This is a genomic window from Pseudomonas sp. FBCC-B1565 (genome assembly GCF_059133265.1).
The window spans coordinates 4,846,849-4,872,677 of record NZ_CP101438.1 but is presented as its reverse complement, the minus strand read 5'-3'; the positions used below and the strand labels follow the sequence as shown (position 1 = coordinate 4,872,677).

Genomic DNA, 25,829 nt, shown 5'->3' with positions numbered 1-25,829 from the left:
CGTTGGATCAGTCCTGGAGGTCGGGCGGTGGTGCGCTGGGGGGCTTGGCGGTCAGCGAGGTGATCTTGATCAGCAACGCCAGGTGGCCGCCGTCCAGGTAGTTGAGCTGGTTGTTCTTGGTGCGCACGTCGGTCTGGCTCAGGTGTTCGCTGGCGATCACGCTGCCGTTGGCGTCGAACTGGTTGATCCAGAAGTTCGCATCGATATCGGTAAAACGCCCCAGTTGCAGGCTCAGCACGCCCTCGATCGGAAACTGGCCGAACTGCTCCTGGCCGTCGGTGATGGCGACCTTGACCGGTTGTTCGCCCAGGTTCTGTTCCCAGGCCTTATGCAGCAGCACCGTGTAGGTGGAGTCGGCGCGCAGCTTATCGACAATGTTGGACAGGCGCGGCGGGCTCAGCCGGTCGCCCAGGCGCGCGGCGCCAGCATCCCAGTTTTCCGGGGCGGCACGGCTGTTGATCACCGGTTCGGCGTTCTGGCGCACCAGGATCATTTCCACCTGGTACGGGCTGTCGGCGAACGCCGCAGGTGCCACGACCACCAACAACAGGCTCAACATGCGGAACAGGCGCATTCGGGCGTCCTTCAAGCAGGTTTCGGGATGAGGCGCTCGAACAACGCCTCCAAGGTATTAAAGCGTTCTTCGGCACGTTCCATCGGCACCATGAACTTGAACAGCGTAGCCCCTTCGAACTTGTAGCGGTTGGGCTGGCCCTGGATCAGCTTGATCAGCACCAACGGGTCCACGGGGGTCTGCGCCTCGAATTCAATGCGCCCACCCTGCGGCCCGGCGTCGACCTTCTTGATCCCCAGTTGCTCGGCCTGCAATTTGAGCAGGGTCAGGCGCACCAGGTTCTTGGTCGGCTCCGGCAACAGGCCGAAGCGGTCGATCATCTCCACCTGCAGGTCCTTGAGGCCTTCTTCGTCGGTGGCCGAGGCGATGCGCTTGTACAGGATCAGCCGTGCGTGCACATCCGGCAGGTAGTCCTCGGGAATCAACGCCGGCAAGCGCAGGTTGATCTCCGGACCGCCGCCCAATGGTTGATCGAGGTTCGGTTGCTCGCCCTTGCGGATGGCTTTTACCGCTCGCTCGAGCATCTCCATATACAGCGTGAAACCCACCGCCTGGATCTGCCCGCTCTGGCCATCGCCCAGCAGTTCGCCGGCGCCACGGATTTCCAGGTCGTTGGTGGCCAGTACAAAACCGGCGCCCAGGTCCTGGGTGTTGGCGATCGCTTCCAGGCGTTTTTCCGCATCGCCGGTGATTTGCTGGCGCGGTGGTGTCAGCAGATAGGCATAGGCCTGGTGGTGACTGCGCCCGACGCGGCCGCGTAATTGGTGAAGCTGCGCCAGGCCGAACTTGTCGGCGCGCTCGATGATGATGGTGTTGGCGCTCGGCACGTCGATGCCAGTCTCGATGATGGTCGAGGCGATCAGCACGTTGAAGCGCTTGTGGTAGAAGTCGCTCATCACCTGTTCGAGTTCGCGCTCGCGCATTTGCCCATGGCCGATGGCGATACGCGCCTCCGGCACCAGCTCGGCCAAGTCGGCGGCGCATTTTTCGATGGTCTTCACGTCGTTGTGCAGGTAATACACCTGCCCGCCGCGCAGCAGTTCGCGCAGCAGTGCTTCCTTGACCGTGCTCTTGTTCTGCTCCATCACGAAGGTGCGCACCGACAAACGACGCGCCGGCGGCGTGGCGATGATCGACAGGTCGCGCATGCCCGACACCGCCATGTTCAGCGTGCGCGGAATCGGCGTGGCGGTGAGAGTGAGGATGTCGACTTCGCTGCGCAGGGCCTTGAGCTGTTCTTTCTGGCGCACACCAAAGCGGTGTTCTTCGTCGATGATCACCAGGCCCAGGTTCTTGATCTTCACATCATCCGACAGCAGCTTGTGCGTGCCGATCACGATGTCGATCTTGCCTTCGGCCAGATCGGCGACGGCGGCGTTCACTTCCTTGGCCGACTTGAAGCGGCTCATCACTTCGACAGTCACCGGCCAATCGGCAAAGCGGTCGCGGAAGCTGTTGTAGTGCTGTTGGGCGAGCAGGGTGGTGGGCACCAGGATTGCCACTTGTTTGCCGCCATGCACCGCAATAAAGGCGGCGCGCATCGCCACTTCGGTCTTGCCGAAGCCCACATCGCCGCAGACCAGGCGGTCCATCGGCTTGGGCGCGAGCATGTCGGCGCGCACTGCTTCGATGGTGGTTTGCTGGTCCGGGGTTTCTTCGAAGGCGAAGCCGGCGCTGAAAGTGGCGTAGTCGGCTTTCGGGTCGGCGAACGCGTAACCCTCTCGGGCGGCGCGACGTGCATAGATGTCGAGCAGCTCGGCGGCGACGTCGCGCACCTGTTCGGCGGCCTTGCGCTTGGCTTTCTGCCAGGTTTCGGAGCCCAGGCGATGCAACGGCGCCAGGGCGTCGTCGCTGCCGGTGTAGCGGGCGATCAGGTGCAGGCTGGCTACCGGCACATAGAGCTTGGCGCCTTCGGCGTATTCCATGGTGAGGAATTCGGCGGCCTGGTTGTCGATCTCCAGGGTCTGCAGGCCCAAGTAGCGACCGACGCCGTGGTCGATATGCACCACCGGCGCGCCTTCACGCAGCTCGGTCAGGTTCTTGATCACCGCGTCGTTGTTGGCGTCGGCGCGTTTTTCACGGCGGCGGCGCTGCATCACGCGTTGGCCGAACAGCGGGCTTTCGGCAATCAATGCCAACGCTGGATCGTCCAGCAGCAGGCCTTCGTCCAGTGGCGCGATGGTGATCGCCAGGCGGTCTTTGCTCGCCACAAAATCCGGCCAGCTGTCGACGGTCTTGGGGCGCAGCTTCAGGCGTTCGAGCAGTTCCAGCAGTACTTCGCGGCGGCCGGCAGACTCGGCGGTAAACAGCACGCGGCCTGGGAAGTCGCCGAGGAAGTTGGACAGCGCTTCCAGCGGTTGCGTGGCTTTGGCCTGGATCGCCAGGTCGGGCAACGTGCCCGCGGGGAAGCGTTCGCGACCGACACCGGTGTCGACCTCCTGCTGGCTGGCGACCACGCGCGGCCAGTTTTTCAGGCGTGCGAAGCAGTCTTCCACCGGCAGGAACAGCTCGGCGGGCGGCAATAAAGGACGGGATGGGTCGACGCGGCGTTCTTCATAACGGTTACGCACGTCGTTCCAGAAGTTTTCCGCTGCTTGCTCGATACCTGGCAGCGAGAACACTTGGGTGTCCTGGGGCAGGTAATCAAACAGGGTGGAGGTTTCGTCGAAGAACAGCGGCAGGTAGTACTCGATACCGGCCGGTGTAATCCCGCTGCTCAGGTCCTGGAAGATCGGGCAGCGGCGGAAGTCCACGTCGAAGCGTTCACGAAAGCGCGCCTTGAAGCGGGTGACCGCGTCTTTTTGCAGTGGGAATTCCCGTGCCGGCAGCAGCTTGATCGAGTCCACTTTGTCGATGGAGCGCTGGTTCTCGGGGTCGAAGGTACGCAGGGTCTCGATTTCGTCATCGAACAGGTCGATGCGATAGGGCAGTTTGCTGCCCATCGGGAACAGGTCGATCAACGCACCGCGCACCGCGAACTCACCGTGCTCGTACACCGTGTCGACGCAACGGTAGCCGCTGGCTTCCAGGCGCGTGCGCATCTGTTCTACATCGAGCTTCTGGCCGACATCCAGCACCAGGCTGCTGCCCAGCAGGAACTTGGTCGGCGCCAGGCGATGCAGTGCCGTTGTTATCGGCACCACCAACACGCCGTGGGCCAGTTCCGGCAGGCGGTACAGACTGGCGATGCGCTGGGAGATGATGTCCTGGTGCGGCGAGAACAGGTCGTAGGGCAGGGTTTCCCAGTCGGGGAAATGCAGCACCGGCAAATCGGGGGCGAAGAAGCTCAGCTCCTGCTCCAACCGTTCGGCGCTTTGGCTGTCGGCGGTGAGCAGCAGGGTAAAGCGCTTGGCTGCGCTGGCAGCCTCGGCGATAGCCAGGCTCAGGGCGGCACCGGGCAGGTTGCCCCAGTGCTGTTTACCTGCTTCGGCAGGGAGTAGCGGTAGACGCAGAACGGGCACGGAAGGTTGAGCTCCAAGCGTTGCGACAAAGTCGGTAATTGTAACGGCCCGAGGTGCCGCCTGTCAGTTTCTGACTGAGCCTATTACGGTTTGTAGGAAATGTGGTGGCTAAGACAAACAATGGCGTGTTTTGACTCAATATGTAGTGCCGAAATACGCGATTGTTTAGGAGGGTTACGGACAAGTCGGCCAGCTCTCCCAACTGGTGGCCTTCTGGAACCCGCGTATTTACTGGGCTGTAGCGGGGCGGTATTTTTTGGCAAGGGGTTTTTGTTGTGGGGCGCGCATTGCTCCGAGGGCGGTCGGGCGGCATAATGTAGCCCCTTTTTTCAGCCCCTACATGTGGAAGGTTCCCGTGACTCAGAAGCCCGACCAGTGTCTTGGTGAATGGATCGACCGTGAAGCACTCGCAGAAGCGATGATCCCGCTTATCGGTCAGCTGTACCGCAATAACAATGTGGTGAGCTCGATCTATGGCCGCAGCCTGATCAACCAGTCCGTCATCGCGATTCTCAAAGCGCACCGCTTTGCACGCCATCGCTCTGCCGACGACAGCGAACTCTCCGTCCACGAAACATTCCCACTGCTCAAAGCCATGAGCGAGCTCAAGCTCGGCGCGGCCTCGGTAGACCTGGGCAAGCTGGCCTACAAATTCCGCAAGGAAGGCGCCGGCCGTACCGCCGAGCAGTTCGTGCGTGAAGAAATGGCCGATGTGGTTGGCCAGCAAAACGCCGCGGCCCGCAAAGGCACCGACGTGGTGCTGTACGGCTTCGGCCGTATCGGCCGCCTGCTGGCACGCATCCTGATCGAAAAAACCGGTGGCGGCGACGGCCTGCGCCTGCGGGCCATCGTGGTGCGCAAAGGCGCCGACAACGACCTGACCAAGCGTGCCAGCCTGCTGCGTCGCGATTCGGTACACGGTCCGTTCAACGGCACCATCGTCATCGACGAAGAAAACAACACCATCACCGCCAACGGTAACCTGATCCAGGTGATCTACGCGAAGAACCCGTCCGAGGTGGATTACACCCAGTACGGCATCAAGGACGCCCTGCTGGTTGACAACACCGGTGTATGGCGTGACGCCGAGGGCCTGGGCCAGCACCTGGCCTGCCCGGGTATCGACCGCGTTGTGTTGACCGCGCCTGGCAAGGGCAAGCTGAAGAACATCGTTCACGGCATCAACCACGCTGAAATCACCGCTGACGACAAGATCGTGTCCGCCGCGTCCTGCACCACCAACGCCATCGTGCCGGTGCTGAAGGCGGTGAATGACAAGTTCGGCATCGTCAACGGCCACGTTGAAACCGTTCACTCGTACACCAACGACCAGAACCTGATCGACAACTTCCACAAGGGCGATCGCCGTGGCCGTAGCGCCGCGTTGAACATGGTGATCACCGAGACTGGTGCGGCCACCGCTGCAGCCAAGGCATTGCCTGAGCTGGCCGGCAAGCTGACCGGTAACGCGATCCGCGTGCCGACGCCAAACGTGTCGATGGCCATCCTCAACCTGAACCTTGAGAAAGCCGCCACCCGTGAAGAGATGAACGAGTACCTGCGCTACATGGCGTTGCACTCGGATCTGCACAAGCAGATCGACTTCGTCAACTCGCAGGAAGTGGTCTCCACCGACTTCGTGGGCTCGCGCCACGCCGGTGTGGTGGACGCCGAGGCGACCATTACCCAGGACAACCGCGTTGTCCTGTACGTGTGGTACGACAACGAGTTCGGCTACAGCTGCCAGGTGGTTCGCGTGATGGAAGACATGGCTGGGGTCAACCCGCCGGCGTTCCCGCGCTAAGCATTTGCGTTGAATGAAAAGCCCCGACTGGTTCGGGGCTTTTTTGTGGCTGGGGATTTTGTGCGGGCTGGAAGGGCCTCATCGGGGGCAAGCCCCCTCCCACATTTAAACCGCATTCCTGCAGGGTGAATGCGGTCCAGTGTGGGAGGGGGCTTGCCCTCGATGGCGTCAGTTCAGACAATACATGTCTTTATTCCAGCAACCTCTCCGACAAGCCCTTGGGCGCTAACCAGATCCCCAGGTAAGCCCTCGCCAGCTCATCGTCGTTGCTGCTGAACAGCACTTCCCCATTGATCTCCAGGTTCAAGCCGCGTCCGGGTCGAAAATCCAGTGCGTAGCGATCACCGCTATGAATGTTGCGAAAGACGGCATGCAGTTTGTCCACTTCGGGTTTCAAGCGGTCGCTGACGTGCTGGCGCTCCAGCGTGGTATTGGCGGCCTTGATCACATCATTGCGATCAATATCGCGAAAGTAATACAGCTCCAGGCGCAGCGTCTTTTGCTGTTTCCAGGCTGACTCTGCGGGAGTGTCGGCTGGGGCATACAGCGCCGCGGCGTATACATCGGCCCAAAGATAGGTCAGTACTGCCTGGTTTTTCAGTGCCAATTCATGAGACTGCGGGGGGAAACCTGCCTGCTTGAGTCGGGCGACTTCATTGGCTTGCACCGTGAACGAAAACATCAGTAATAAACAGAAAGCGACATGCCGCATAATGGCTCGTCCTGCAAAGGTGCGTGCCGACAGTGTAATTGCAATTTCCTGAGCGTGTAGTAGAGGCAATACTGGCCTACGACGCGACCAAGGGTTAATGTGCGCGGCGTTGAGCCTTATATAGACTGTGCCCCGGTTCACACACTTGAGCCAAATTGTCCTTCATGACCGCTGGCGCGGCATGATTTAGCCCGGCGTCCAACCGTACGCCTGGCCTGTTCTGAGGAGTACGCATGGCTGTCTACAACTACGACGTGGTGGTACTGGGTTCCGGCCCGGCTGGAGAAGGTGCGGCGATGAACGCTGCCAAAGCTGGGCGCAAGGTGGCGATGGTCGATAGCCGTCGCCAGGTCGGCGGTAACTGCACCCACCTGGGTACCATCCCGTCCAAGGCGTTGCGTCACTCCGTGCGCCAGATCATGCAGTTCAACACCAATCCGATGTTCCGGGCCATTGGTGAGCCACGCTGGTTCTCGTTCCCGGACGTACTGAAAAGCGCCGAGAAGGTCATCTCCAAGCAAGTCGCGTCGCGCACCGGCTACTACGCCCGTAACCGCGTCGACCTGTTCTTCGGCACTGGCAGCTTTGCCGACGAGCAAACCATCGAAGTGGTCTGCCCCAACGGCGTGGTCGAGAAGCTGGTGGCCAAACACATCATCATCGCCACCGGCTCGCGCCCGTATCGCCCGGCGGACATCGATTTCCACCACCCGCGTATCTACGATAGCGACACCATCCTGAGCCTGGGCCACACCCCGCGCAAACTGATCATCTACGGCGCCGGCGTGATCGGCTGTGAATACGCCTCGATCTTCAGCGGCCTGGGTGTACTGGTGGAACTGGTGGACAACCGCGATCAGTTGCTGAGCTTCCTCGACTCGGAAATCTCCCAGGCGTTGAGTTACCACTTCAGCAACAACAACATCACTGTGCGCCACAACGAAGAGTACGAGCGCGTCGAAGGCCTGGACAACGGCGTGATCCTGCACCTCAAGTCCGGCAAGAAGATCAAGGCCGATGCCTTGCTGTGGTGCAACGGCCGTACCGGCAACACCGACAAGCTGGGCATGGAAAACATCGGGGTCAAGGTCAACAGCCGTGGCCAGATCGAAGTGGACGAGAACTACCGCACCTGCGTGGCGAACATCTACGGTGCCGGTGACGTGATCGGCTGGCCGAGCCTGGCCAGTGCCGCCCATGACCAGGGCCGTTCAGCCGCTGGCAGCATTGTCGACAATGGCAGCTGGCGCTACGTGAACGACGTGCCGACCGGGATCTACACCATTCCCGAGATCAGCTCGATCGGCAAGAACGAACACGAACTGACCAAGGCCAAGGTGCCTTACGAAGTGGGCAAGGCGTTCTTCAAGAGCATGGCGCGTGCGCAGATCGCCGGTGAGCCCCAAGGCATGCTGAAGATCCTGTTCCACCGCGAAACCCTTGAGGTACTCGGCGTGCATTGCTTCGGCTACCAGGCGTCGGAGATCGTGCACATCGGCCAGGCGATCATGAACCAGCCGGGCGAGCTCAATACCCTCAAGTACTTCGTCAACACCACGTTCAACTACCCGACCATGGCCGAAGCCTATCGGGTAGCGGCCTACGACGGCCTCAACCGGCTTTTTTGAGCGGCTCCGGCCGGTGGCCTGAGCCGGCCGGGGAGACCGATTTCAGTAATTCCCGAGGGTGGCAGTGGCCAAACCGGGAAAGTCTGTAATCAGGCTATCTACGCCGAAGTCGGCGAGCCTGCGCATCAGCGCGGGTTCGTTGACTGTCCACACGGACACGTGCAAGCCCTGGCGCTGGGCTTTTTCCAGTCGCTCGGGGGTGCACAGCGTCCAGTTCAACGCCAGAATCTCACAGCCATAGTTCTGCGCGACCTTCAACGGGTCGAGCCAGGCATATTCGGCAACCAGGCCGCGTGACAGGTCCGGGGTGAGTTCAACCGCTGCTTTCAGCACTTCCCGCGAACTTGAGGTGACGGTGACTTTGTCCATCAGGCCAAAGCGCACGGCCATTTCACGAATGGCCAGCACCGTGGTGGCGGCGCGGGTGCGTGAGGCGCTTTTGACTTCCAGTTGCCAGTGATCGAAGTCGCATTGTTCGAACAGTTCTTCCAGGCGTGGGATCGGGCACGGCTTGACCCAGCCCGGGCCGCCTTTGCGCGCGTCCATCTTCACCAGGTCGGCTGCCGAATACTCCACGACCTTGCCGCGCCGGTCGGCGGTGCGCTTGAGGGTCGGGTCGTGGATGACCATCAACTCGCCGTCCATGGACAGGTGCAAGTCCAGTTCGCAGCGGCGTACGCCGTGCTTGAGGCATTCCTGGAAGCTGGTCAGGGTGTTTTCCGGTGCTTCGCCTTTGGCACCGCGGTGGCCGTAAATCAGGGTCACAGTTGCTCCTATGCGCCAGGTCTGCTGGCGGGGTAATACGAATTCAGGTGTCTTGGGCGTCGCTCTGTTCCCGCGCCAGGCGCCGTTCCTGGGCCTGTTTCTGCAGGATGTAACGCGCCAGCAGCTGGCGTTGGGCGTCAGTCATGGCTTCGAATTCCGTGCCGACGTCAAAACCTGTGCCCTTGGGATCGCAATGGGTGACCCGGGCGCGCAGCAGCAGGCCAAGCGCCTGGGGCATCAGCACCAGCTTGACCGCCAGGTGCGCACCGGGCGACAGGGGCGTGGGGTTTTGGAAGTCGATACCGCCCTCGGAAAGGATCACCGGCTGCGGTGCGCCAACTTCATCCAGCAGGCCGCGCGCCATGATCTGGCTGAGCAGGTCCAGGCGTTTGTTCTGTACTTTGAGGAAGGCGGCCAGGCTGCGATCTTTCTCATTGATCTGGCGCAACAGGTGCTGGGCCTCGAATTCGCTCAGGTGCAGTTCGCTGAGCAGATTGAACAGCGGCGAATCATCCAGCGACACTTCCTTGCTCGCCGCCTCGGGGGCAGACAGGCTTTTGATTTGGAGTGCGATCATGTCGGCGATACGGTAGTATTCGCGGCGCTCTTCTTCATCTAATGTCGACATGGCGAACCCCAAGTAGCGTTAATGGTCTGAGTGTAAAGCTGCTTACCAGACCCCGCCACCGGGACGTCTTCTTTTCCTCCGAACAAGCCCCGACATGTTCAGACCTCTCTTCGTATTTATCGGCACGCGTTATACCCGTGCAAAGCGTCGCAATCATTTTGTGTCGTTCATTTCCTTGACCTCGATGATCGGGCTCGCCTTGGGCGTGGTCGTGATGATCGTGGTGCTGTCGGTGATGAATGGCTTCGATCATGAGATGCGCACCCGCGTGCTGGGCATGGTGCCCCACGCCACCATCGAGGGCGATGCGCCCATCAGCGACTGGCAAAGCCTGGCGGCCAAGGTCAAGCAGAACCCCAAGGTATTGGCCGTTGCGCCATTTACCCAGATGCAGGGGTTGCTGACCAACGACGGCAAGGTGCAGAAGATCCTGCTCAACGGCATCGACCCGGCCCAGGAACGTAACGTGTCGATCATCGACAAGTTCATGTTGTCGGGCAAACTCGATGACCTGGCGCCCGGCGAGTTCGGCATCGTGATCGGCGACAAGGCGGCGGCCAAGCTCGGCGTGGGCTTGGGCGACAAGCTGACCTTCGTCGCGCCGGAAGTCACCGTGACCCCGGCCGGCATGTTCCCGCGCATGAAGCGCTTTACCGTGGTCGGCACCTTTCACGTTGGCGCCGGCGAGATCGACGGCTACCTCGGCCTGACCAACCTCACCGACCTGGCGCGCCTGCACCGCTGGCAGCCGGAACAGGTGCAGGGCCTGCGCCTGAAGTTCAACGACCTGTTCGACGCGCCGCGCACTTCATGGGAAATCGCCCAGCATTTGGGTGACAGCCAGTACTACGCCCGCGACTGGACGCGAACCCACGGCAACCTCTACCAGGCCATCCGCATGGAAAAAGCCATGATCGGCCTGCTGTTGCTGCTGATCGTCGCCGTGGCCGCCTTCAACATCATCTCCACGCTGGTGATGGTGGTGAACGACAAGAAGGGTGATATCGCCATCCTGCGCACCCTCGGCGCCACACCGGGGCAGATCATGGCGATTTTCATGGTGCAGGGCACCGTGATCGGCGTGGTCGGCACCTTGATCGGCACGGCGGTCGGCATCCTGGCGGCGCTGAACGTGAGTGCCGCCATCGCTGGCCTCGAAACCCTGATCGGCCACAAGTTTCTCAACGCCGACGTCTACTTCATTGACTACTTGCCGTCCCAGGTGCAGGCCCAGGACGTGTTGATGGTGGGCGGCGCTGCGTTGGTCCTGAGTTTCCTTGCCACCCTGTATCCAGCCTGGCGCGCGGCACGTACCCAGCCAGCACAGGCCTTACGTTATGAGTGAATCGGGCATGAGTGAAAAAGCAATCCTGAGCTGCCGCAACCTGGGCAAATCCTACGAGGAAGGTCCGGAGTCGGTGGTCGTGCTGTCCAACCTGCAACTTGAGCTGCACCCGGGCGAGCGCGTGGCGATCGTCGGCAGTTCCGGTTCCGGTAAAAGTACCTTGCTGAACCTGCTGGGCGGCCTGGATACGCCGTCCCAGGGCAGCGTATGGCTGGCCGGTGAAGAACTCTCGGCCCTCGGCGAAAAGGCCCGTGGCCAACTGCGCAACCGTTCGCTCGGTTTTGTGTACCAGTTCCACCACCTGTTGCCGGAATTCACCGCCCTGGAAAACGTGTGCATGCCGCTGCTGATCGGCAAGACCGCGATCCCGGAAGCCCGCCAGCGCGCCAAGGCCCTGCTGGAGCGCGTCGGCCTCGGTCATCGCCTGGAGCACAAGCCGGCCGAACTGTCCGGCGGCGAGCGCCAGCGTGTGGCAATCGCCCGTGCCCTGGTGAACAACCCCGGCCTGGTAATGCTCGACGAGCCGACTGGCAACCTCGACTCACACACCGCCCAGGGCATCAAGGACTTGATGCTGGAACTGAGCACCCAGATGCGCACCGCGTTCCTGGTGGTGACCCATGACATGAGCATGGCCCGTCAGATGGACCGCGTGCTGCACCTGCAGGAAGGTCATCTGGTCGCCATCTGACCCGTTTCAAGCCCGGTGCTTCATGCGCCGGGCTTTTTCATTTTTTCAGGCGGTGCAAGCGAATGTTCAGACCGTTATCGATTTTCATCGGCACGCGCTATACCCGCGCCAAGCGCCGCAACCGTTTTGTCTCGTTTATCTCGATGACCTCGATGATCGGCCTTGCCCTGGGTGTGCTGGCGATGATCGTGGTGCTCTCGGTGATGAACGGCTTCCAGCGCGAAATGAGCTCGCGCATCCTTGGCATGGTGCCCCACGCCACCATCGTTGGTGTGAACCCGATTGATAATTGGCAGCCCGTGGCCGCCGCTGCGATGAAGAATCCGGAAGTCACCGCAGCGGTACCGTTCACACAAATGGACGGCATGTTCTCCTACAAAGGCGCGATGCAGCCGATCGAGATCAGCGGCATCGACCCGGCACAGGAAGGCAAGGTGTCGATCGTGGCCCAGCACATCGTGCAGGGCAAACTGGATGACCTTAAACCCGGCGAATTCGGTGTAGTGGTCGGCGAAATCACCGCCCGGCGTTTTCGCCTGAATGTGGGCGACAAGCTGACCCTGATCGTGCCGGAAATCAGCACCGCGCCGGGTGGCATCACCCCGCGCATGCAGCGCTTGAACGTGGTGGGGATCTTCAAGGTCGGTGCCGAGCTGGATGGCTCCATGGCCATGATCCATATGGCCGACGCTGCCGAGATCCAGCATTGGCAGCCGAACCAGGTGCAAAGCGTGCGCCTGGCGGTGAAAGACCTGTACGCGGCACCCAAGGTCTCGGCAGACATCGCCGCCAGCCTGGGCACCGCCTACAAGCCCGATGACTGGACCCACACCCAGGGCAGTCTGTTCAGCGCGATGAAGATGGAAAAGACCATGATCGGTCTGCTATTGCTGATGATCGTCGCCGTGGCGGCGTTCAACATCATCGCCACCTTGATCATGGTGGTGAACGACAAGGGCGCGGACATTGCGATCCTGCGCACCATTGGCGCCACGCCACGGCAGATCATGGCGATCTTTATGGTGCAGGGCACGGTGATCGGCATCGTCGGCACCTTGATCGGCGGCGTATTGGGCGTGATCGCGGCGCTGAACGTGAGTGAACTGGTGGGTTGGATGGAGCGGGTCACCGGGCAGCATATCTTCAGTTCGGACGTGTATTTTGTCAGTAACCTGCCTTCGCAGCTGCAAGGTGGGGATGTGGTGCTGATTTGCACGGCTGGGTTTGTGCTGAGCTTTTTGGCCACGCTGTACCCGGCGTATCGGGCGGCGAAGATTGAGCCGGCGCATGCGCTGAGATATTCGTAGTATTCAAGACCGCTATCGGGGGCAAGCCCCCTCCCACACTTTGATCTGTGAATACATTCAAATGTGGGAGGGGGCTTGCCCCCGATAGGGCCGGTACAGCTTGCATCAATCTCCAGCAGGCAACTCGATCACAAACCGTGTCCATCCCGCCCCGGATTCACAATAAATCCTCCCCCCATGCGCCCGCACAATCGACTGGGTAATCGCCAGCCCCAACCCTGCATGCTCGCTGCTGCCTTCGTGCCGTGCCGGATCGGCCCGATAGAAGCGGTCAAACAACCGGGGCAGCAACTCGGTTGGAATGCCGTCCCCGGTGTTCTCTACTGAAAGTTTCACCCCATCCTCGATTTGCACACGCACTTCGCCGCCTGGCGGGGTAAAGCGCAGCGCGTTATCCAGCAGATTCGACAGCGCCCGCCGCAACATTCCACGGTCGCCCATCGTATGGGCCGTGCCCTCGCGAACCAGGCTGATCTGCCCGTCCTCCGCCAGCAGCGTGAAAAACTCCAGTAACGCATCCACTTCATCGGCCAGTGCCAAAGGCTCGCGCTTGGGCATCAGTAGGCCATGATCGGCCTTGGCCAGGTAAAGCATGTCATTGACCAGTTGCGCCATCCATTGCAGCTCTTCCAGGTTGCTGTGCAGCGCCTCGCGGTAATCCTCCAGCGGGCGTGGCTGGGTGAGGATGACCTGGGTCTGAGTCAGCAGGTTCGACAGCGGTGTGCGCAGTTCGTGGGCGATGTCGGCGGAGAACGCCGAGAGGCGCTGGAACGCATCGTCCAGGCGGCCGAGCATGGCGTTGAAGGCCTGGGCCAGTTCGGCCAGTTCCACCGGCATATGTTGCTGGGGCAGGCGCTGGGTCAGGGAGTGGGCCGACACACTGGCGGCCACTTCGCCCATGCGTCGCAATGGCTGCAACCCGCTGCGGGCAGCCCAGGCGCCGAGCAGGGCGGTGGCCAGGGCTGACAAGCCGACGGTGAGCCAGATCAGATGCTGCATGCGCTGCAGGAAATGCTGGTGGTGGGTGATATCAAGCATCAGCGTCAGTTGTGGCGAGTCGGGTTGGCCCGCCCTCAGCGGCGCGTTGTAGACCCGGTAGTCGGTGTCGGCATTTTGCAGGCTGTGCAGGCCGGGGGCTGCGGGCAAGTCGACGCTGGGGGCATCGTCCAGCCAGCGTTGGCCGGCGGCGGTGATACGCAGGGTAAGGTCGGGCTGGCGCCTGAGTTCGGCGCGCAGTTGCGCCTCACGCTGGGCCAGGGCTTCCGGTGAATCGACCCCCTGCAAGGTACTGCGCAGCGCCACCAGCTTGCTGTCGAGCTGTTGCTGGTCCAGCTCGATGAAGTGCGCTTCGCTGGCGCGGTTGAACAGCACACCGGCGATCAGCGACACCACCGCCGTGCAGGCGGCAAACAGCAACGCCAGGCGGCTGGCCAGGGACAGGCGCTTGATCAATTGACCCGTTCCTCCAGCACATAGCCCATGCCGCGCACGGTGTGGATCAGTTTGTTGGGGAAGTTATCGTCGACTTTCAGGCGCAGGCGGCGGATGGCGACTTCGATGATGTTGGTGTCGCTGTCGAAGTTCATGTCCCATACCTGGGAGGCGATCAGTGATTTGGGCAGCACTTCGCCCTGGCGCCGCAGCAACAGTTCCAGCAGGGAGAACTCCTTGGCGGTCAGGTCGATGCGCTGGCCGTCCCGCTCGACGCGGCGGCGGATCAGGTCCAGGCGCAGGTCGGCCAGTTGCAGCGCAGTTTCCTGGGGCGTGCTGCCGCCCCGGCGCAATAGGCTGCGCACGCGGGCCAGCAGCTCGGAAAAGGCGAACGGCTTGACCAGATAGTCGTCGGCGCCCAGTTCCAGGCCGTGCACGCGGTCTTCCACGGCATCGCGGGCGGTGAGGAACAGTACGGGAATGTCCAGGCCGGCGCTGCGCACGGCTTGGAGGATCTGCCAGCCATCACGGCCCGGCAGCATCACATCGAGGATCAGCAGGTCGTAGTCGCCGGTCAATGCCAGGTGCTGGCCGCTGGTGCCGTCGGCCACCAGTTCGGTGGTAAACCCCGCCTCGGCCAGGCCCTGGCGCAGGTAGTGGCCGGTTTTGGGTTGGTCTTCGACGATCAGCAGTTTCATGGGCGGCTCTTGGCAACGGTGGACGACGGCTTTATACCTTGGGTGCCAGGGCAGGAGGGCAACCTGACAAAGTTGTAATCTAGCAGTCAGCTGGCTGGCAGCGGCGCATTCTTAGAGTGCTCCCCAGGCGAGTCACACATTTTTGGAGAAAACCGATGGCGTTGCGTACACCCTTTTTGTTGGCCGGTTGCCTGTTGGCGTTGAGTGTTGAGGCGATGGCCGATGGCGCTCATACCTATGCGTTCGGCGAGGCGGCGCCGGCGAGCAAAGCCACGCGTACTGTGGAAGTGACCCTGCAGGACATTTCCTTTTCGCCCAAGTCCCTGGATGTCAAAGCCGCTGAGACGGTGCGCTTTGTACTGGTCAACAAAGGGCAGTTGCTCCACGAATTCAACCTGGGCGACGCGGCGATGCATGCCGAGCACCAGAAGGAAATGCTACAGATGCAGGCCAGCGGCATGCTCACCTCCACCGGTATGGGTAACATGGACCACAGCGCCATGGGCCATGGCGCGATGAAGCACGACGATCCCAATAGCGTATTGGTCGAGCCCGGTAAAACTGCGGAGCTGACCTGGACGTTCACCAAGGCCACAGGCCTGGAGTTTGCCTGCAACCTGCCGGGGCATTACCAGGCGGGCATGGTCGGCAAGCTCAACGTCGATTGATCCGCTGGCGCTTAGGCGCGGGGGCAAAGGCTGGTAGACTGGCGCGGTTTATTTAGCCAGGTTTCCGCCATGCATCCCGCAGCCGAACATTCGCCGCTGGGCAAGTCCAGTGAATACATCTCCACCTACACCCCGTCGTTGCTGTTCCCGATCCCGCGTGCCGCCAAATGGGCCGAGCTGGGCCTGAGCGCCGAGACCCTGCCGTACAAGGGCGTGGATTTCTGGAACTGCTTCGAATTGTCCTGGCTGCTGCCGTCGGGCAAGCCGGTGGTGGCCATCGGCGAATTCAGCATCCCGGCCGACTCGCCGAACATCATCGAGTCAAAGTCGTTCAAGCTGTACCTCAACTCGCTGAACCAGACCGCGTTTGCCGATACGGCCAGCCTGGAAGCCACCCTGCGTACTGACCTCAGCGCCGCTGCCGGTAAACCGGTGAGCGTACGCATCCGCAGCCTGGCCGAGATCGAGGCCGAGGGCGTGATGGCTTTGCCCGGTGTGTGCATCGATGATCTGGATATCCGCGTCAGCAACTACGAGCACCCGCGTCCGGAACTGCTGCGTTGCGGTGATTCGCGCGTTGTCGAAGAGAGCGTGCACAGCCACCTGCTCAAATCCAACTGCCCGGTCACCAGCCAGCCCGACTGGGGCAGCGTGGTGGTGGAGTACCGTGGTCACGCGTTGGACCACGCCAGCCTGCTCGAGTACATCGTGAGCTTTCGCCAGCACTCTGACTTCCATGAGCAATGCGTGGAGCGCATCTTCCTGGACTTGCAGCGCCTGCTGAAGCCGGAAAAATTGACGGTGTATGCGCGCTATGTGCGACGGGGTGGGTTGGATATCAACCCGTATCGCAGTACTGAGGATGTGGCGTTCCAGAACGTGCGCCTGGCTCGCCAATAGGCTTGATGCAAGATAAATGTGGGAGGGGGCTGGCCCCCGATGGCGGAGTGTCAGTCACAGAACCTGTGTCTGAACCTCTGCTATCGGGGGCAAGCCCCCTCCCACATTTGGATCCGGGCTGGCGGGAAGATTAGATTCCCATGCTGCCCAGCGTGTTCATGATATTGCGCAGTGCCCCGGAAATGGCCGGGTGTTCAGCATCGAACTCTATGGCCGCTTTATTCACATCGTCGGAAATACTGGGTGTCTGGGTGGCCGGTTCCAGCTCAAGTTGCAATTCGAACTTGGCAATCAAGGCCTCCAGTGCTTCACGTTTTTCTTCCGACAGCGGCGGTTCCTGTTCCAACTGCCCGCGCAGGATCTCGACCTGTTCTTCCAGTTTTTTGCGATCAGGCATGACGTGTTTCCTTTTATCGATAGGCACTGGCATAGACCACGGCACGCCGCGAAAGGTCTACGGGCTGACCTGTAGATTAATCCACCGGCGCTGAGTGTGCATGATCCGTGTCAGGGCTTCTCGCCTTTGAGCTGGCGCAGGCTGATGTCCGCCAGGCAGGTGCCGAGCTCGCCCAGGTGATCGATCACCGAGTGCACGCCCAGCCCGTACAGCGCGAGGGTGGCCTTGCCGCGCTTGAGCTCGCGCTCCGGTTCGCTCAGCGCCTGCCATTGCTCGGGGGCCATACCGCACAGCGAGCCGCAGGAGGCCAGGCCGATGGTCCACAACCCGGCGTTAAGGCCCGACTGCAGCAGGCGCGGCTCGCCGCTGACCAGTACGCAGCCTTCCAGGCGTTCGATGTTCAGCGCCATCAAGGCTTGCCAGCAGGCGTGGGGCGCAGGCCAGCGGATGGCGGACGGCGACGTAGCCTTGACCCAGGCGGGCAGCGTCGCGGCCAGTGGGGTGGTGACAGAGGAGGGGAGTTCGTCCAGCCAGGCGCAGGGCACGCCTTGCTCCTTGAGGCTGCGCAAAATGTTCAGTGCGCCCGGTGTGGCTTGGGAGTCGGGGGAGGGGGAATCGGTACGCGCCCGGGAACCGAAGTCCACCAGGCAGCCACTCAGGCCAAACAGAACGGCAGTCAAGGCGGGGGCGCTGGCGATGGCTATCTCGGCGTGAGGCATGTCGACATCCCTGAAATAGCGCTAACGCTATCCAGGCACCATGACAGGCCGATGACAGCCGGGATAATTGTAGGAATTTTGTCCATTTTTGGTCTGACGTTTCCTAGTTACTGCCTAATTGGCGACTTCCGTCATATACTGACGTCCTTATTCAGGGCATAGCGCCCATGACAGACCATTCAAGGAGCAAAAGCTATGCGCTGGAGCCACTACTTCGCTCAGCTGTCAGTGTGTGCCACTGTCCTGCTGGCGCCGTTCGCCGCACAGGCAGCATCGGAAGACGATCCATGGGAAAGCGTCAACCGTCCGATCTTCACTTTCAACGACACCGTTGACACTTACGCGCTCAAGCCATTGGCCCAGGGTTACCAGTTCGTGACTCCGCAATTCGTCCAGGATGGCGTTCACAACTTTTTCCGCAACATCGGCGATGTCGGCAACCTGGCCAACAACGTGCTGCAGCTCAAGCCCCAGAAGGCCGGTGTAGATACGGCCCGTTTGCTGGTCAACACCACCTTCGGCGTGTTGGGCTTCATCGATGTAGGCACCAAAATGGGGCTGCAACGCAGTGATGAAGACTTCGGCCAGACCCTCGGCTACTGGGGGGTCGGCAGCGGCCCTTACGTGATGCTGCCGCTGCTGGGCCCGAGCACCTTGCGTGACGCGCCGTCCAAGTACGTGGACAGCTACACCCAGCCGTACCGCTACATGAACGATATCGGCTGGCGCAACAGCACCTTCGGCCTGAACATCGTCGATACCCGTGCCAGCCTGCTCGACAGCGAGAAGCTGATCACCGGTGACAAGTACACCTTCATCCGCAACGCTTACCTGCAGAACCGCGAGTTCAAGGTCAAGGACGGCAAGGTCGTCGACGACTTTTAAGCCGTGATGTTTTGAAATGAAAAAGGCGACCCATGTGGTCGCCTTTTTTGTGCGCGGTTTTCAGCGCATTTTCAGGATCCTGAGGCCCAGGTGCTGGTCTTCACCGGTGGTTTTAGTCCACACCACCTCGGTGTCCGCCTCCAGGCCCTTGAGCGCTGCGTGCTCCGAATCGATGCGCACCGTCAACCGGTCGCCTACGTTGAACTGGCGCGGCGCCTGCACTTGCATGCCGGAGCTGGAGAGGTCCACGCAAACCCCGGCAATCTCCTGGCCTGCATGGATCAGAGACACATCGGCATCCACACGCATGCGGATGAAATCGCGTTTTTCGGCGTAGTCGCGCTCGTGTTCGCTCATGGGCTCCATCCTTACTTTGTGTTGTGGTCGTGCCTGTTCTTATAACTCCCGGTGATTTGCGGTGTAAAGACGCCCGGCGACCATCGGCATGAGCTTGAAACCCCTGACGGATGGGAGTACCGTCTGCGCCTTAGAAGGGCACCTCTGCTTTACCTTTGTGCATGGGAAAAATCCCAATGCTTTGTAGGACAGAGAGGCTAGAAAGCGAATCCAGTACGTGAGCCCGGCCATTGTCGCGCCACCTACGCCAACCTAATTCTGGCGCCGTTTGCCCACATGCAAAAAACCAGTGCCACGCTGCTGATAATCGATGACGACGAAGTAGTGCGCGCGAGCCTCGCGGCCTATTTGGAAGACAGTGGGTTCAGCGTCCTGCAGGCCAGCAATGGCCAACAGGGTCTCCAGGTGTTCGAGCGCGACCAGCCCGACCTCGTGATCTGCGACTTGCGCATGCCTCAGATGGGCGGCCTGGAGCTGATTCGACAGGTGACCGAGCTCGCCCCGCAGACGCCAGTGATTGTCGTATCCGGCGCCGGCGTGATGAACGATGCCGTCGAGGCGTTACGCCTGGGCGCTGCCGATTACCTGATCAAGCCCCTGGAAGACCTGGCCGTGCTGGAGCACTCGGTGCGCCGTGCGCTGGACCGGGCTCGCCTGCTGCTGGAAAACCAGCGCTACCGCGAAAAGCTCGAAACCGCCAACCGCGAACTTGAAGCCAGCCTCAACCTGCTCCAGGAAGACCAGAATGCCGGTCGCCAGGTACAGATGAACATGCTGCCGGTCAGCCCGTGGACCATCGACGAGTTCCAGTTCGCCCACCAGATCATCCCGTCGCTGTACCTGTCGGGTGATTTCGTCGACTATTTTCGCGTCGACGAGCGGCGTGTTGCATTCTATCTGGCCGATGTGTCCGGCCACGGTGCTTCCTCGGCTTTTGTCACCGTGCTGTTGAAGTTCATGACCACACGGTTGCTGTTCGAATCCAAGCGCAATGGCACCTTGCCCGAGTTCACCCCCTCCGAGGTGCTGGGCCACATCAACCGGGGCCTGATCAGCTGCAAGCTGGGCAAGCACGTGACGATGGTCGGCGGCGTGATCGATGAAGAAACCGGTCTTTTGACCTACAGTATCGGCGGTCACCTGCCGATGCCTGTTTTATACACTCCTGACAGTGTGCGTTACCTGGAAGGGCGTGGTCTGCCGGTGGGCTTGTTCAATGAAGCCACCTACGAAGACCACATCCTGGAACTGCCGCCGACCTTCAGCCTGACGCTGATGTCCGACGGCATTCTGGACCTGCTTCCAGAGCCTACACTCAAAGAGAAAGAAGCCGCCTTGCCCCAAAAGGTCAAGTCGGCGGGCGGCAGCCTGGATGGCCTGCGGCAGGTTTTTGGATTGGCCACGCTAGGGGAGATGCCGGATGATATCGCCCTATTGGTGTTGAGCAGGAATCTTTGATGAGTACCGGAAGAATCCAATTCGCCGAGCAAGACGGGACCTTCGTCCTGAAGTTTGTCGGTGAAGTGCGCCTGACCTTGTGTTCGGCGCTGGATGCGACGATTGAGCGGATCTTCACAGCGCTGAACTTCTCGGCGATCGTGATCGATCTGACCGAAACCCGCAGCATCGATAGCACCACCTTGGGCCTGTTGGCCAAGTTGTCCATTCTGTCTCGGCAGAAGGTCGGCCTGTTGCCGACCGTCGTCACCACCCACGAAGACATCACCCGCCTGTTGCAGTCCATGGGCTTCGACCAGGTGTTCAACATCGTTGACCGCCCGATCCCTTGCCCGGAATGCCTGACCGATCTGCCGTCGCAAGACCAGTCCGAAGAAATCGTGCGGGTCAAGGTGCTGGAAGCGCACAAGATCCTGATGGGCTTGAACGATTCCAACCGCGAAGCCTTCCACGACCTCGTCAACGCCCTCGAGCGCCACTGACCGCATTCCAACTGTGGGAGGGGGCTTGCCCCCGATTGCTGAGGGTCAATCACAACATCTGTGCCTGACACACTGCTATCGGGGGCAAGCCCCCTCCCACATTGAATCGAGATAGGCTGCAGATCGGCTAAGCACAAAAAAGGGCGGTACCCGCGAGGGAACCGCCCTTTTTGCCACTGCCTGCCTTATAGCTTGGCAGTCAACAACGCCTCCAGCTTCTCCTGGTCCCGAGCAAACTGACGAATCCCCTCCGCCAGCTTCTCAGTCGCCATCGCATCCTCGTTGGACTCCCAACGGAACTGCGCTTCAGTCAGATGCACGCGCGCTTCACCGGCATGCCCAGGCGACAACTTGCGCTCCAACTTGCCCTCATCTGTGGCCAGCTTCTCCAGCAGGTCCGGGCTGATGGTCAGGCGATCACAGCCGGCCAGCTCTTCGATCTGGCTCAGGTTACGGAAGCTCGCACCCATCACCACGGTCTTGTAGCCGTTGGCCTTGTAGTAGTTGTAGATGCGGGTCACCGACTGCACGCCCGGATCCTCGGCACCGGTGTAGTCGTTGCCGTTGGCCTTCTTGTACCAATCATAGATACGGCCCACGAACGGCGAAATCAGGAACACCCCGGCTTCGGCACAGGCCACGGCCTGGGCGAAGGAGAACAGCAGCGTCAGGTTGGTCTGGATGCCTTCTTTTTCCAGCTTCTCCGCCGCGCGGATGCCTTCCCAGGTGGAGGCGATCTTGATCAGCACACGGTCACGGCCAACGCCGGCCTTCTCGTACAGGTCGATCAGGCGATGCGCACGCTTGAGAATGGCGGCTTCATCGAACGACAGACGGGCGTCCACCTCAGTGGAAATACGCCCCGGCACCACTTTGAGAATCTCTTGACCCACCGCCACCGCAAAACGGTCGCTGGCCAGGCCCACATCGCCATTGCAGTCCTGTACTGCCTCATCCAGCAGCTTGGCATAAGCCGGGATCGACGCCGCCTTGAGCAGCAGGGAAGGGTTGGTGGTGGCGTCCTGCGGCTTGAGCTTGGCGAGGGTGGAAAAATCGCCGGTATCGGCTACAACAGTGGTGAATTGCTTGAGTTGTTCCAGCTTGGAAGTCATGGGCGTGCTCTGTCCTGTGGGTCTGATGACATTACCCGAGCACCGGCAGGCGCTCAAGGGCGCAAATGCGTTCGATCGTTTGCGAGGGCAACAACCTGAAAACGGCCGTTTGAATGCCTTGTCTTGGTGCTAAATAGGAGGCCAAAACCGCCGGCAGGTTCAACTCAATTACCGAACGACCACCACAATTCAAAGGTGGGAGGGGGCTTGCCCCCGATAGCGACAGACCAGTCTCCCCGGACCCGAACTGGCCCTCACCGCCCTTCCAGCAAAGCCCCAGCCTGATCCAGCAACGCCAACGGATCACTCGCCTTATGAATATCCACCGACAACAACTGCCTGAACTTGCGCGCCCCCGGAAAACCGGTGCCCAACCCCAGAATATGCCGAGTGATATGGTGCATCGCACCACCACTGGCCAAATGCTCAGCAATATAAGGCCGCAATTGCACCAGCGCCTCAGCCCGACTGATCACCGGCGCCTCACTGCCAAACAACTGCTGATCCACCTCCGCCAGCAAATACGGATTGTGATAAGCCTCCCGCCCCAGCATCACCCCATCAAACACCTGCAAATGCTCATGGCACTGCTCCAGCGTCTTGATTCCGCCGTTGAGCACAATCTCCAGCTCCGGAAAGTCCTGCTTCAACTGCGCCGCCACGTCATAACGCAACGGCGGAATGTCACGGTTCTCCTTCGGCGACAACCCCTCCAGAATCGCAATCCGCGCATGCACAGTAAAACTGGTGCAGCCCGCGTCCTTCACCGTCCCGACAAAATCACACAACTCGGCATAACTGTCCCGCCCATTGATCCCGATGCGATGCTTCACCGTCACCGGGATCGACACCGCATCGCGCATGGCCTTCACACAATCCGCCACCAGGGCCGGGTGCGCCATCAGGATCGCGCCGATCATATTGTTCTGCACCCGGTCGCTGGGGCAGCCGACGTTCAGGTTCACTTCGTCGTAACCGGCGGCCTCGGCCATACGCGCGCAAGCCGCCAGATCGGCCGGAACACTACCGCCCAGTTGCAGTGCAAGTGGATGCTCGGCTTCGTTGTGACGCAGGAAACGGTCATGGTCGCCGTGGAGGATCGCGCCGGTGGTGACCATCTCGGTGTAGAGCAGGGCGTGTTTGGAAAGCAGGCGCAGGAAGAACCGGCAGTGGCGGTCGGTCCAATCCATCATAGGGGCGACGGAGAAGCGGCGGGAGAGGGGGGAGGTTGTGGCGCTGGTCGAGGACATTGGCTGTTCTGGTGTGGGCGAGGCTGGGAAGTTGGGGAGTTTATCAGGGTTGGAGTCAGCTCGTTCATTGAGCAACAACCGACCGAACCCTAAAAAATCTCAAGCATCACTTTTGTGATGGCGCTATGATCTCAAAAATGCAGTGCGTCGCCTTCTGGAAAAAATAGATGTTTGAATATATCTTGTTCTTTAAACTCTAGATTCGATCGTTCCTTGATGTGGGGCGAATAGATTAGGGTTAAATATGTATGTTAAGGATGCTGGTGCGCCATTGAATACCAAGGAAGTCGCGAAGATATTCAGCAGTAAGGAAGTAAATGCTATTGCTCGTGGGGATTTCGAGTTTTTTTTTAAAGTGGTGAGCGGGATTTATGAGTTGCTTGGTGACGTATTTAGTGTGAGCGATGTTTTTCAGGAGTGCTATAAAGTCCTTCGTACGGATTATAAGTTTGAATATTATATTAAGAATTTGATTGCAGAAAAAATATTGGTTGGTCGCTATTCACTAAATACTGCAACTCTACTGAGCGAGTTTAGGGTGGGTGAAAGTAAAGCGGATAGTGTTATTTTGAATGGTTATAGCACCTGTTACGAAATCAAATCGGAATTTGATGGTTTAAGTCGGCTTTCGGATCAGCTTAATTCTTATCTGAGGTTGTTTGATAAGGTTAATGTTGTGGTCGGTGATGGGCATCTGTCAAAGGTGGAAAGAATAATTCCCGAAAGCGTTGGTATTATGACGTTGAGTAAGAGGAATGGTTTTACGGAAGTTAGACCTGCTCTTCAAGCAACTATCTCAGTAGATGTGGGCGTTTTAATGTCCTCGTTGCGGCGTCATGAGTATCTTTCATTGGTCAAGGAGCTATATGGGGAAGTACCTACTGCTCCCAATACAAGGATTTATGATGAATGCCGGATTGCTCTTGAGGGGGTCGACTCTGAGAAATTAAGAAGAGCATTTTGTAAAGTTTTGAAGAGCACCCGAAAGATAGATAGGAGCTATGTTGAAGGGTTGCCGGTTAGTTTGTTGGCTGCTGGTATTGAATATCGTATTTCTGCAGTGGATAAAGCTGGGTTGTTGGAAAACTTAAATCTACATTTTAGTAAGGAAACTTCATGTACTACCCAATTCTTAAGGCTAAGCGGCACGAGCTGAACTCACTATATGATCTTTCAAGTAGGTTGAGTGCGGCAAAATACAGACCGGTCATAGAGCCAGTAAATCGTTCATTCGTAGAAGTGTTCGATGCAGTAGAGGAGTTGCACAAGCATTCTGTTCAGCCGTTAGTAGTTATAAATCCCTCTCAAGGTTTTTTTTCATCGGCTACTTCCGCAAATGTGTTTAGTCAGCTCCAGTCTAATGCGAAGTCAGCTAATAGGTTTACCCCCTGTATTAAAGTTCGCGACTCCTCAGACTCAGTTTCTCTTTCACTGCTTGCTATGTATCCTGGGGCTGCGGTGTACCTGGAAAATGATACTCTAATGTCTTCGGTAGTGCTCTTGAATACTGCATCGCTTGTTATTCTAAATCAGCAGAAAGTTGACTCGGATATTGTTGATAAGCTGAGTAAGGTAGTGCTGTACGTGGATAGTTTTGCCAAGAGAAAACGCAACGCCGACTATGGTGTTTCATCTTTCTATTCTAACTTGCATTTATCGTATAAGAAAAGAAGAAATGCAGTAGGTTTCGGTGATTTTACTATTATGGCTGAAGAGTATAGTGAGTCGGGAGGCCCTGCATATGTTGTCGCTATTCATGCTTCTCACATTGATGCGCTATTGCCAAACTCTATGCATGTAAGACATTTTCTATCGACGACGGGAGGGACCCTTCCAACTAACCCTGGAGGTAAGTATCTAGAGGCTCTTGATAAATTAATTAATTTTGATGCGAGCAATCCAGGTTTTTTTGATAGTACTTTAGGCATGAGCGAGTTTAAGGCTTCTCACGCAATTGGGCATTATCCTGGCTTAGGCATTGTGAAGGAAATGTCAATCAAGCATCATATTGAGTCCGTATGCAATTTTATTTGACTTGCGCTCTTTATTTTGGTTGTTTTTAAGGTAGAGAAAAGGGGGTGTATCTATTTTTGCGTTATAGCGCGGACAGTAAATATGCTCCCGTTTTCTGAAATGGCAGTCGGTCGCCAAAAAACTTTCGATCGCAACGCAGTTTGCTTGGCGTTCAAAGCCCTTGAATGCTTTTTCAAGCCAATTGATCTGGATTGCGAGTTTATCGTCTAGAATATATCGTTATCATTTGATTGTCGGTAGGAAATTACCTTCGTTGGCTTTTTTACTCTCGGCTTGATCTGAACAATCCGTATTTTTTATGTTAAATTTAGTCGCGAGGAATATCAGTCACGATTTGGCTTGCTATTTGGTCAATGGTTCTGACTAGGTCGGCTAAAGAGTTGAACAAGTCTCTACGCCTGTTTAGGGGTATCCCTGTCATGGCATTCTTGAAGAGGGTGGTTCTAAGATATCTTACATTTTGGCGCGCTGGGTCGAATCAGCAGTTCGCGCTGAGGTATGCATTGAAGTGATTCTTTTGCTT

The 25,829-nt window shown here is 59.1% G+C and carries 24 protein-coding genes; 12 read left to right on the top strand and 12 right to left on the bottom strand.

Annotation, left to right across the window (positions count from 1 at the left end; translation table 11 throughout):
• Window positions 1–7: 7 nt before the first annotated feature.
• Window positions 8–574 carry a CsiV family protein gene (locus tag NL123_RS22535; RefSeq protein ID WP_248487014.1) on the bottom strand — a complete coding sequence of 189 codons (567 nt, stop codon included), beginning with the start codon at window positions 572–574 and terminating at the stop codon, window positions 8–10.
• An 11-nt stretch (window positions 575–585) separates the two neighbouring features.
• Window positions 586–4,035, bottom strand: a complete 3,450-nt coding sequence (gene mfd, locus NL123_RS22530) for a transcription-repair coupling factor (protein ID WP_494356383.1) — start codon at window positions 4,033–4,035, stop codon at window positions 586–588.
• Between the two features lie 340 nt (window positions 4,036–4,375).
• Here mfd and NL123_RS22525 point away from each other — a divergent pair, with 340 nt between their 5' ends.
• Complete coding sequence (locus tag NL123_RS22525) at window positions 4,376–5,839, top strand: glyceraldehyde-3-phosphate dehydrogenase (protein ID WP_494356382.1); 1,464 nt, start codon at window positions 4,376–4,378, stop codon at window positions 5,837–5,839.
• Window positions 5,840–6,029: 190 nt separating this feature from the next.
• Here NL123_RS22525 and NL123_RS22520 read toward each other — a convergent pair whose 3' ends face one another.
• On the bottom strand, window positions 6,030–6,551 hold the full coding sequence (locus NL123_RS22520) for a chalcone isomerase family protein (RefSeq protein ID WP_248487017.1): 522 nt from the start codon (window positions 6,549–6,551) through the stop codon (window positions 6,030–6,032).
• Window positions 6,552–6,784: 233 nt separating this feature from the next.
• On the opposite strand from NL123_RS22520, the gene sthA reads away from it, so the two are divergent.
• Window positions 6,785–8,179: a Si-specific NAD(P)(+) transhydrogenase gene (gene sthA / locus NL123_RS22515; protein WP_016975273.1), complete on the top strand. Its 1,395-nt coding sequence runs from the start codon at window positions 6,785–6,787 to the stop codon at window positions 8,177–8,179.
• 42 nt (window positions 8,180–8,221) lie between these two features.
• Here sthA and NL123_RS22510 read toward each other — a convergent pair whose 3' ends face one another.
• Window positions 8,222–8,944, bottom strand: a complete 723-nt coding sequence (locus tag NL123_RS22510) for a glycerophosphodiester phosphodiesterase (RefSeq protein WP_095015140.1) — start codon at window positions 8,942–8,944, stop codon at window positions 8,222–8,224.
• A gap of 43 nt (window positions 8,945–8,987) precedes the next feature.
• On the bottom strand, window positions 8,988–9,572 hold the full coding sequence (locus NL123_RS22505) for a PilZ domain-containing protein (protein ID WP_494356381.1): 585 nt from the start codon (window positions 9,570–9,572) through the stop codon (window positions 8,988–8,990).
• Window positions 9,573–9,666: 94 nt separating this feature from the next.
• Between NL123_RS22505 and NL123_RS22500 the strand changes: the two genes are divergently transcribed.
• The 3 genes from NL123_RS22500 (at window position 9,667) to NL123_RS22490 (ending at window position 12,915) form a co-directional block, all read left to right on the top strand.
• Window positions 9,667–10,917 (top strand): lipoprotein-releasing ABC transporter permease subunit, encoded by a 1,251-nt coding sequence (locus NL123_RS22500; protein ID WP_494356380.1) that lies wholly within the window; start codon window positions 9,667–9,669, stop codon window positions 10,915–10,917.
• A 7-nt stretch (window positions 10,918–10,924) separates the two neighbouring features.
• Window positions 10,925–11,608: a lipoprotein-releasing ABC transporter ATP-binding protein LolD gene (gene lolD / locus NL123_RS22495; RefSeq protein WP_017477213.1), complete on the top strand. Its 684-nt coding sequence runs from the start codon at window positions 10,925–10,927 to the stop codon at window positions 11,606–11,608.
• 62 nt (window positions 11,609–11,670) lie between these two features.
• Window positions 11,671–12,915 carry a lipoprotein-releasing ABC transporter permease subunit gene (locus NL123_RS22490; protein WP_248487021.1) on the top strand — a complete coding sequence of 415 codons (1,245 nt, stop codon included), beginning with the start codon at window positions 11,671–11,673 and terminating at the stop codon, window positions 12,913–12,915.
• 105 nt (window positions 12,916–13,020) lie between these two features.
• On the opposite strand, the gene NL123_RS22485 is transcribed toward NL123_RS22490, so the two are convergent.
• Window positions 13,021–14,367 carry a heavy metal sensor histidine kinase gene (locus NL123_RS22485; protein WP_494356379.1) on the bottom strand — a complete coding sequence of 449 codons (1,347 nt, stop codon included), beginning with the start codon at window positions 14,365–14,367 and terminating at the stop codon, window positions 13,021–13,023.
• Entirely contained in the window at window positions 14,364–15,044 is a 681-nt protein-coding gene (locus NL123_RS22480; protein WP_058424549.1) for a heavy metal response regulator transcription factor, read from the bottom strand. The genes NL123_RS22485 and NL123_RS22480 overlap by 4 nt, the downstream gene beginning before the upstream one ends.
• A 155-nt stretch (window positions 15,045–15,199) precedes the next feature.
• Here NL123_RS22480 and copI point away from each other — a divergent pair, with 155 nt between their 5' ends.
• Together copI and queF are read left to right on the top strand one after the other, a co-directional pair.
• The gene (gene copI / locus NL123_RS22475) at window positions 15,200–15,712 is read left to right on the top strand and encodes a copper-resistant cuproprotein CopI (protein ID WP_494356378.1); all 513 of its coding nucleotides are present in this window, start codon (window positions 15,200–15,202) and stop codon (window positions 15,710–15,712) included.
• 69 nt (window positions 15,713–15,781) lie between these two features.
• Window positions 15,782–16,612, top strand: a complete 831-nt coding sequence (gene queF / locus NL123_RS22470; RefSeq protein WP_494356377.1) for an NADPH-dependent 7-cyano-7-deazaguanine reductase QueF — start codon at window positions 15,782–15,784, stop codon at window positions 16,610–16,612.
• A 130-nt stretch (window positions 16,613–16,742) separates the two neighbouring features.
• Here the strand turns inward: queF and NL123_RS22465 are convergent, their stop codons facing one another.
• Entirely contained in the window at window positions 16,743–17,009 is a 267-nt protein-coding gene (locus NL123_RS22465; protein WP_248487025.1) for a DUF4404 family protein, read from the bottom strand.
• 110 nt (window positions 17,010–17,119) lie between these two features.
• Window positions 17,120–17,728 (bottom strand): HAD superfamily inactivated hydrolase PcrP, encoded by a 609-nt coding sequence (gene pcrP, locus NL123_RS22460; RefSeq protein ID WP_494356376.1) that lies wholly within the window; start codon window positions 17,726–17,728, stop codon window positions 17,120–17,122.
• Between the two features lie 195 nt (window positions 17,729–17,923).
• Here pcrP and NL123_RS22455 point away from each other — a divergent pair, with 195 nt between their 5' ends.
• Window positions 17,924–18,613: an MlaA family lipoprotein gene (locus NL123_RS22455; RefSeq protein WP_058424544.1), complete on the top strand. Its 690-nt coding sequence runs from the start codon at window positions 17,924–17,926 to the stop codon at window positions 18,611–18,613.
• A 60-nt stretch (window positions 18,614–18,673) separates the two neighbouring features.
• On the opposite strand, the gene NL123_RS22450 is transcribed toward NL123_RS22455, so the two are convergent.
• The gene (locus NL123_RS22450) at window positions 18,674–18,970 is read right to left on the bottom strand and encodes a PilZ domain-containing protein (protein WP_494356375.1); all 297 of its coding nucleotides are present in this window, start codon (window positions 18,968–18,970) and stop codon (window positions 18,674–18,676) included.
• A gap of 276 nt (window positions 18,971–19,246) precedes the next feature.
• On the opposite strand from NL123_RS22450, the gene rssB reads away from it, so the two are divergent.
• Entirely contained in the window at window positions 19,247–20,428 is a 1,182-nt protein-coding gene (gene rssB, locus NL123_RS22445; RefSeq protein WP_058424541.1) for a two-component system response regulator RssB, read from the top strand.
• Window positions 20,428–20,910: an anti-sigma factor antagonist RssC gene (rssC, locus tag NL123_RS22440; RefSeq protein ID WP_058424540.1), complete on the top strand. Its 483-nt coding sequence runs from the start codon at window positions 20,428–20,430 to the stop codon at window positions 20,908–20,910. Before rssB ends, rssC begins: the two co-directional genes overlap by 1 nt.
• Window positions 20,911–21,095: 185 nt before the next feature.
• Here the strand turns inward: rssC and tal are convergent, their stop codons facing one another.
• Both tal and dusA read right to left on the bottom strand, forming a co-directional pair.
• A complete protein-coding gene (tal, locus tag NL123_RS22435; RefSeq protein ID WP_494356374.1) occupies window positions 21,096–22,022 on the bottom strand; it encodes a transaldolase in 927 nt (308 codons plus the stop codon).
• A gap of 254 nt (window positions 22,023–22,276) precedes the next feature.
• Entirely contained in the window at window positions 22,277–23,272 is a 996-nt protein-coding gene (dusA, locus tag NL123_RS22430; protein ID WP_494356373.1) for a tRNA dihydrouridine(20/20a) synthase DusA, read from the bottom strand.
• A 244-nt stretch (window positions 23,273–23,516) separates the two neighbouring features.
• Between dusA and NL123_RS22425 the strand changes: the two genes are divergently transcribed.
• Both NL123_RS22425 and NL123_RS22420 read left to right on the top strand, forming a co-directional pair.
• Complete coding sequence (locus NL123_RS22425; RefSeq protein ID WP_494356372.1) at window positions 23,517–24,428, top strand: sce7726 family protein; 912 nt, start codon at window positions 23,517–23,519, stop codon at window positions 24,426–24,428.
• On the top strand, window positions 24,389–25,306 hold the full coding sequence (locus NL123_RS22420) for a sce7725 family protein (RefSeq protein WP_494356371.1): 918 nt from the start codon (window positions 24,389–24,391) through the stop codon (window positions 25,304–25,306). The genes NL123_RS22425 and NL123_RS22420 overlap by 40 nt, the downstream gene beginning before the upstream one ends.
• Window positions 25,307–25,829: the final 523 nt, after the last annotated feature.

Coding starts and splice junctions, on each gene's coding strand:
- NL123_RS22425 (WP_494356372.1), top strand. CDS start 23,517: ATGTATGTTAAGGATGCTGGTGCGCCATTGAATACCAAGGAAGTCGCG.
- copI (WP_494356378.1), top strand. CDS start 15,200: ATGGCGTTGCGTACACCCTTTTTGTTGGCCGGTTGCCTGTTGGCGTTG.
- rssB (WP_058424541.1), top strand. CDS start 19,247: ATGCAAAAAACCAGTGCCACGCTGCTGATAATCGATGACGACGAAGTA.
- NL123_RS22500 (WP_494356380.1), top strand. CDS start 9,667: ATGTTCAGACCTCTCTTCGTATTTATCGGCACGCGTTATACCCGTGCA.
- NL123_RS22535 (WP_248487014.1), bottom strand. CDS start 574: ATGCGCCTGTTCCGCATGTTGAGCCTGTTGTTGGTGGTCGTGGCACCT.
- NL123_RS22505 (WP_494356381.1), bottom strand. CDS start 9,572: ATGTCGACATTAGATGAAGAAGAGCGCCGCGAATACTACCGTATCGCC.
- NL123_RS22455 (WP_058424544.1), top strand. CDS start 17,924: ATGCGCTGGAGCCACTACTTCGCTCAGCTGTCAGTGTGTGCCACTGTC.
- NL123_RS22520 (WP_248487017.1), bottom strand. CDS start 6,551: ATGCGGCATGTCGCTTTCTGTTTATTACTGATGTTTTCGTTCACGGTG.
- tal (WP_494356374.1), bottom strand. CDS start 22,022: ATGACTTCCAAGCTGGAACAACTCAAGCAATTCACCACTGTTGTAGCC.
- queF (WP_494356377.1), top strand. CDS start 15,782: ATGCATCCCGCAGCCGAACATTCGCCGCTGGGCAAGTCCAGTGAATAC.
- NL123_RS22525 (WP_494356382.1), top strand. CDS start 4,376: ATGTGGAAGGTTCCCGTGACTCAGAAGCCCGACCAGTGTCTTGGTGAA.
- NL123_RS22490 (WP_248487021.1), top strand. CDS start 11,671: ATGTTCAGACCGTTATCGATTTTCATCGGCACGCGCTATACCCGCGCC.
- NL123_RS22480 (WP_058424549.1), bottom strand. CDS start 15,044: ATGAAACTGCTGATCGTCGAAGACCAACCCAAAACCGGCCACTACCTG.
- NL123_RS22420 (WP_494356371.1), top strand. CDS start 24,389: ATGTACTACCCAATTCTTAAGGCTAAGCGGCACGAGCTGAACTCACTA.
- NL123_RS22465 (WP_248487025.1), bottom strand. CDS start 17,009: ATGCCTGATCGCAAAAAACTGGAAGAACAGGTCGAGATCCTGCGCGGG.
- dusA (WP_494356373.1), bottom strand. CDS start 23,272: ATGTCCTCGACCAGCGCCACAACCTCCCCCCTCTCCCGCCGCTTCTCC.
- pcrP (WP_494356376.1), bottom strand. CDS start 17,728: ATGCCTCACGCCGAGATAGCCATCGCCAGCGCCCCCGCCTTGACTGCC.
- rssC (WP_058424540.1), top strand. CDS start 20,428: ATGAGTACCGGAAGAATCCAATTCGCCGAGCAAGACGGGACCTTCGTC.
- NL123_RS22450 (WP_494356375.1), bottom strand. CDS start 18,970: ATGAGCGAACACGAGCGCGACTACGCCGAAAAACGCGATTTCATCCGC.
- lolD (WP_017477213.1), top strand. CDS start 10,925: ATGAGTGAAAAAGCAATCCTGAGCTGCCGCAACCTGGGCAAATCCTAC.
- sthA (WP_016975273.1), top strand. CDS start 6,785: ATGGCTGTCTACAACTACGACGTGGTGGTACTGGGTTCCGGCCCGGCT.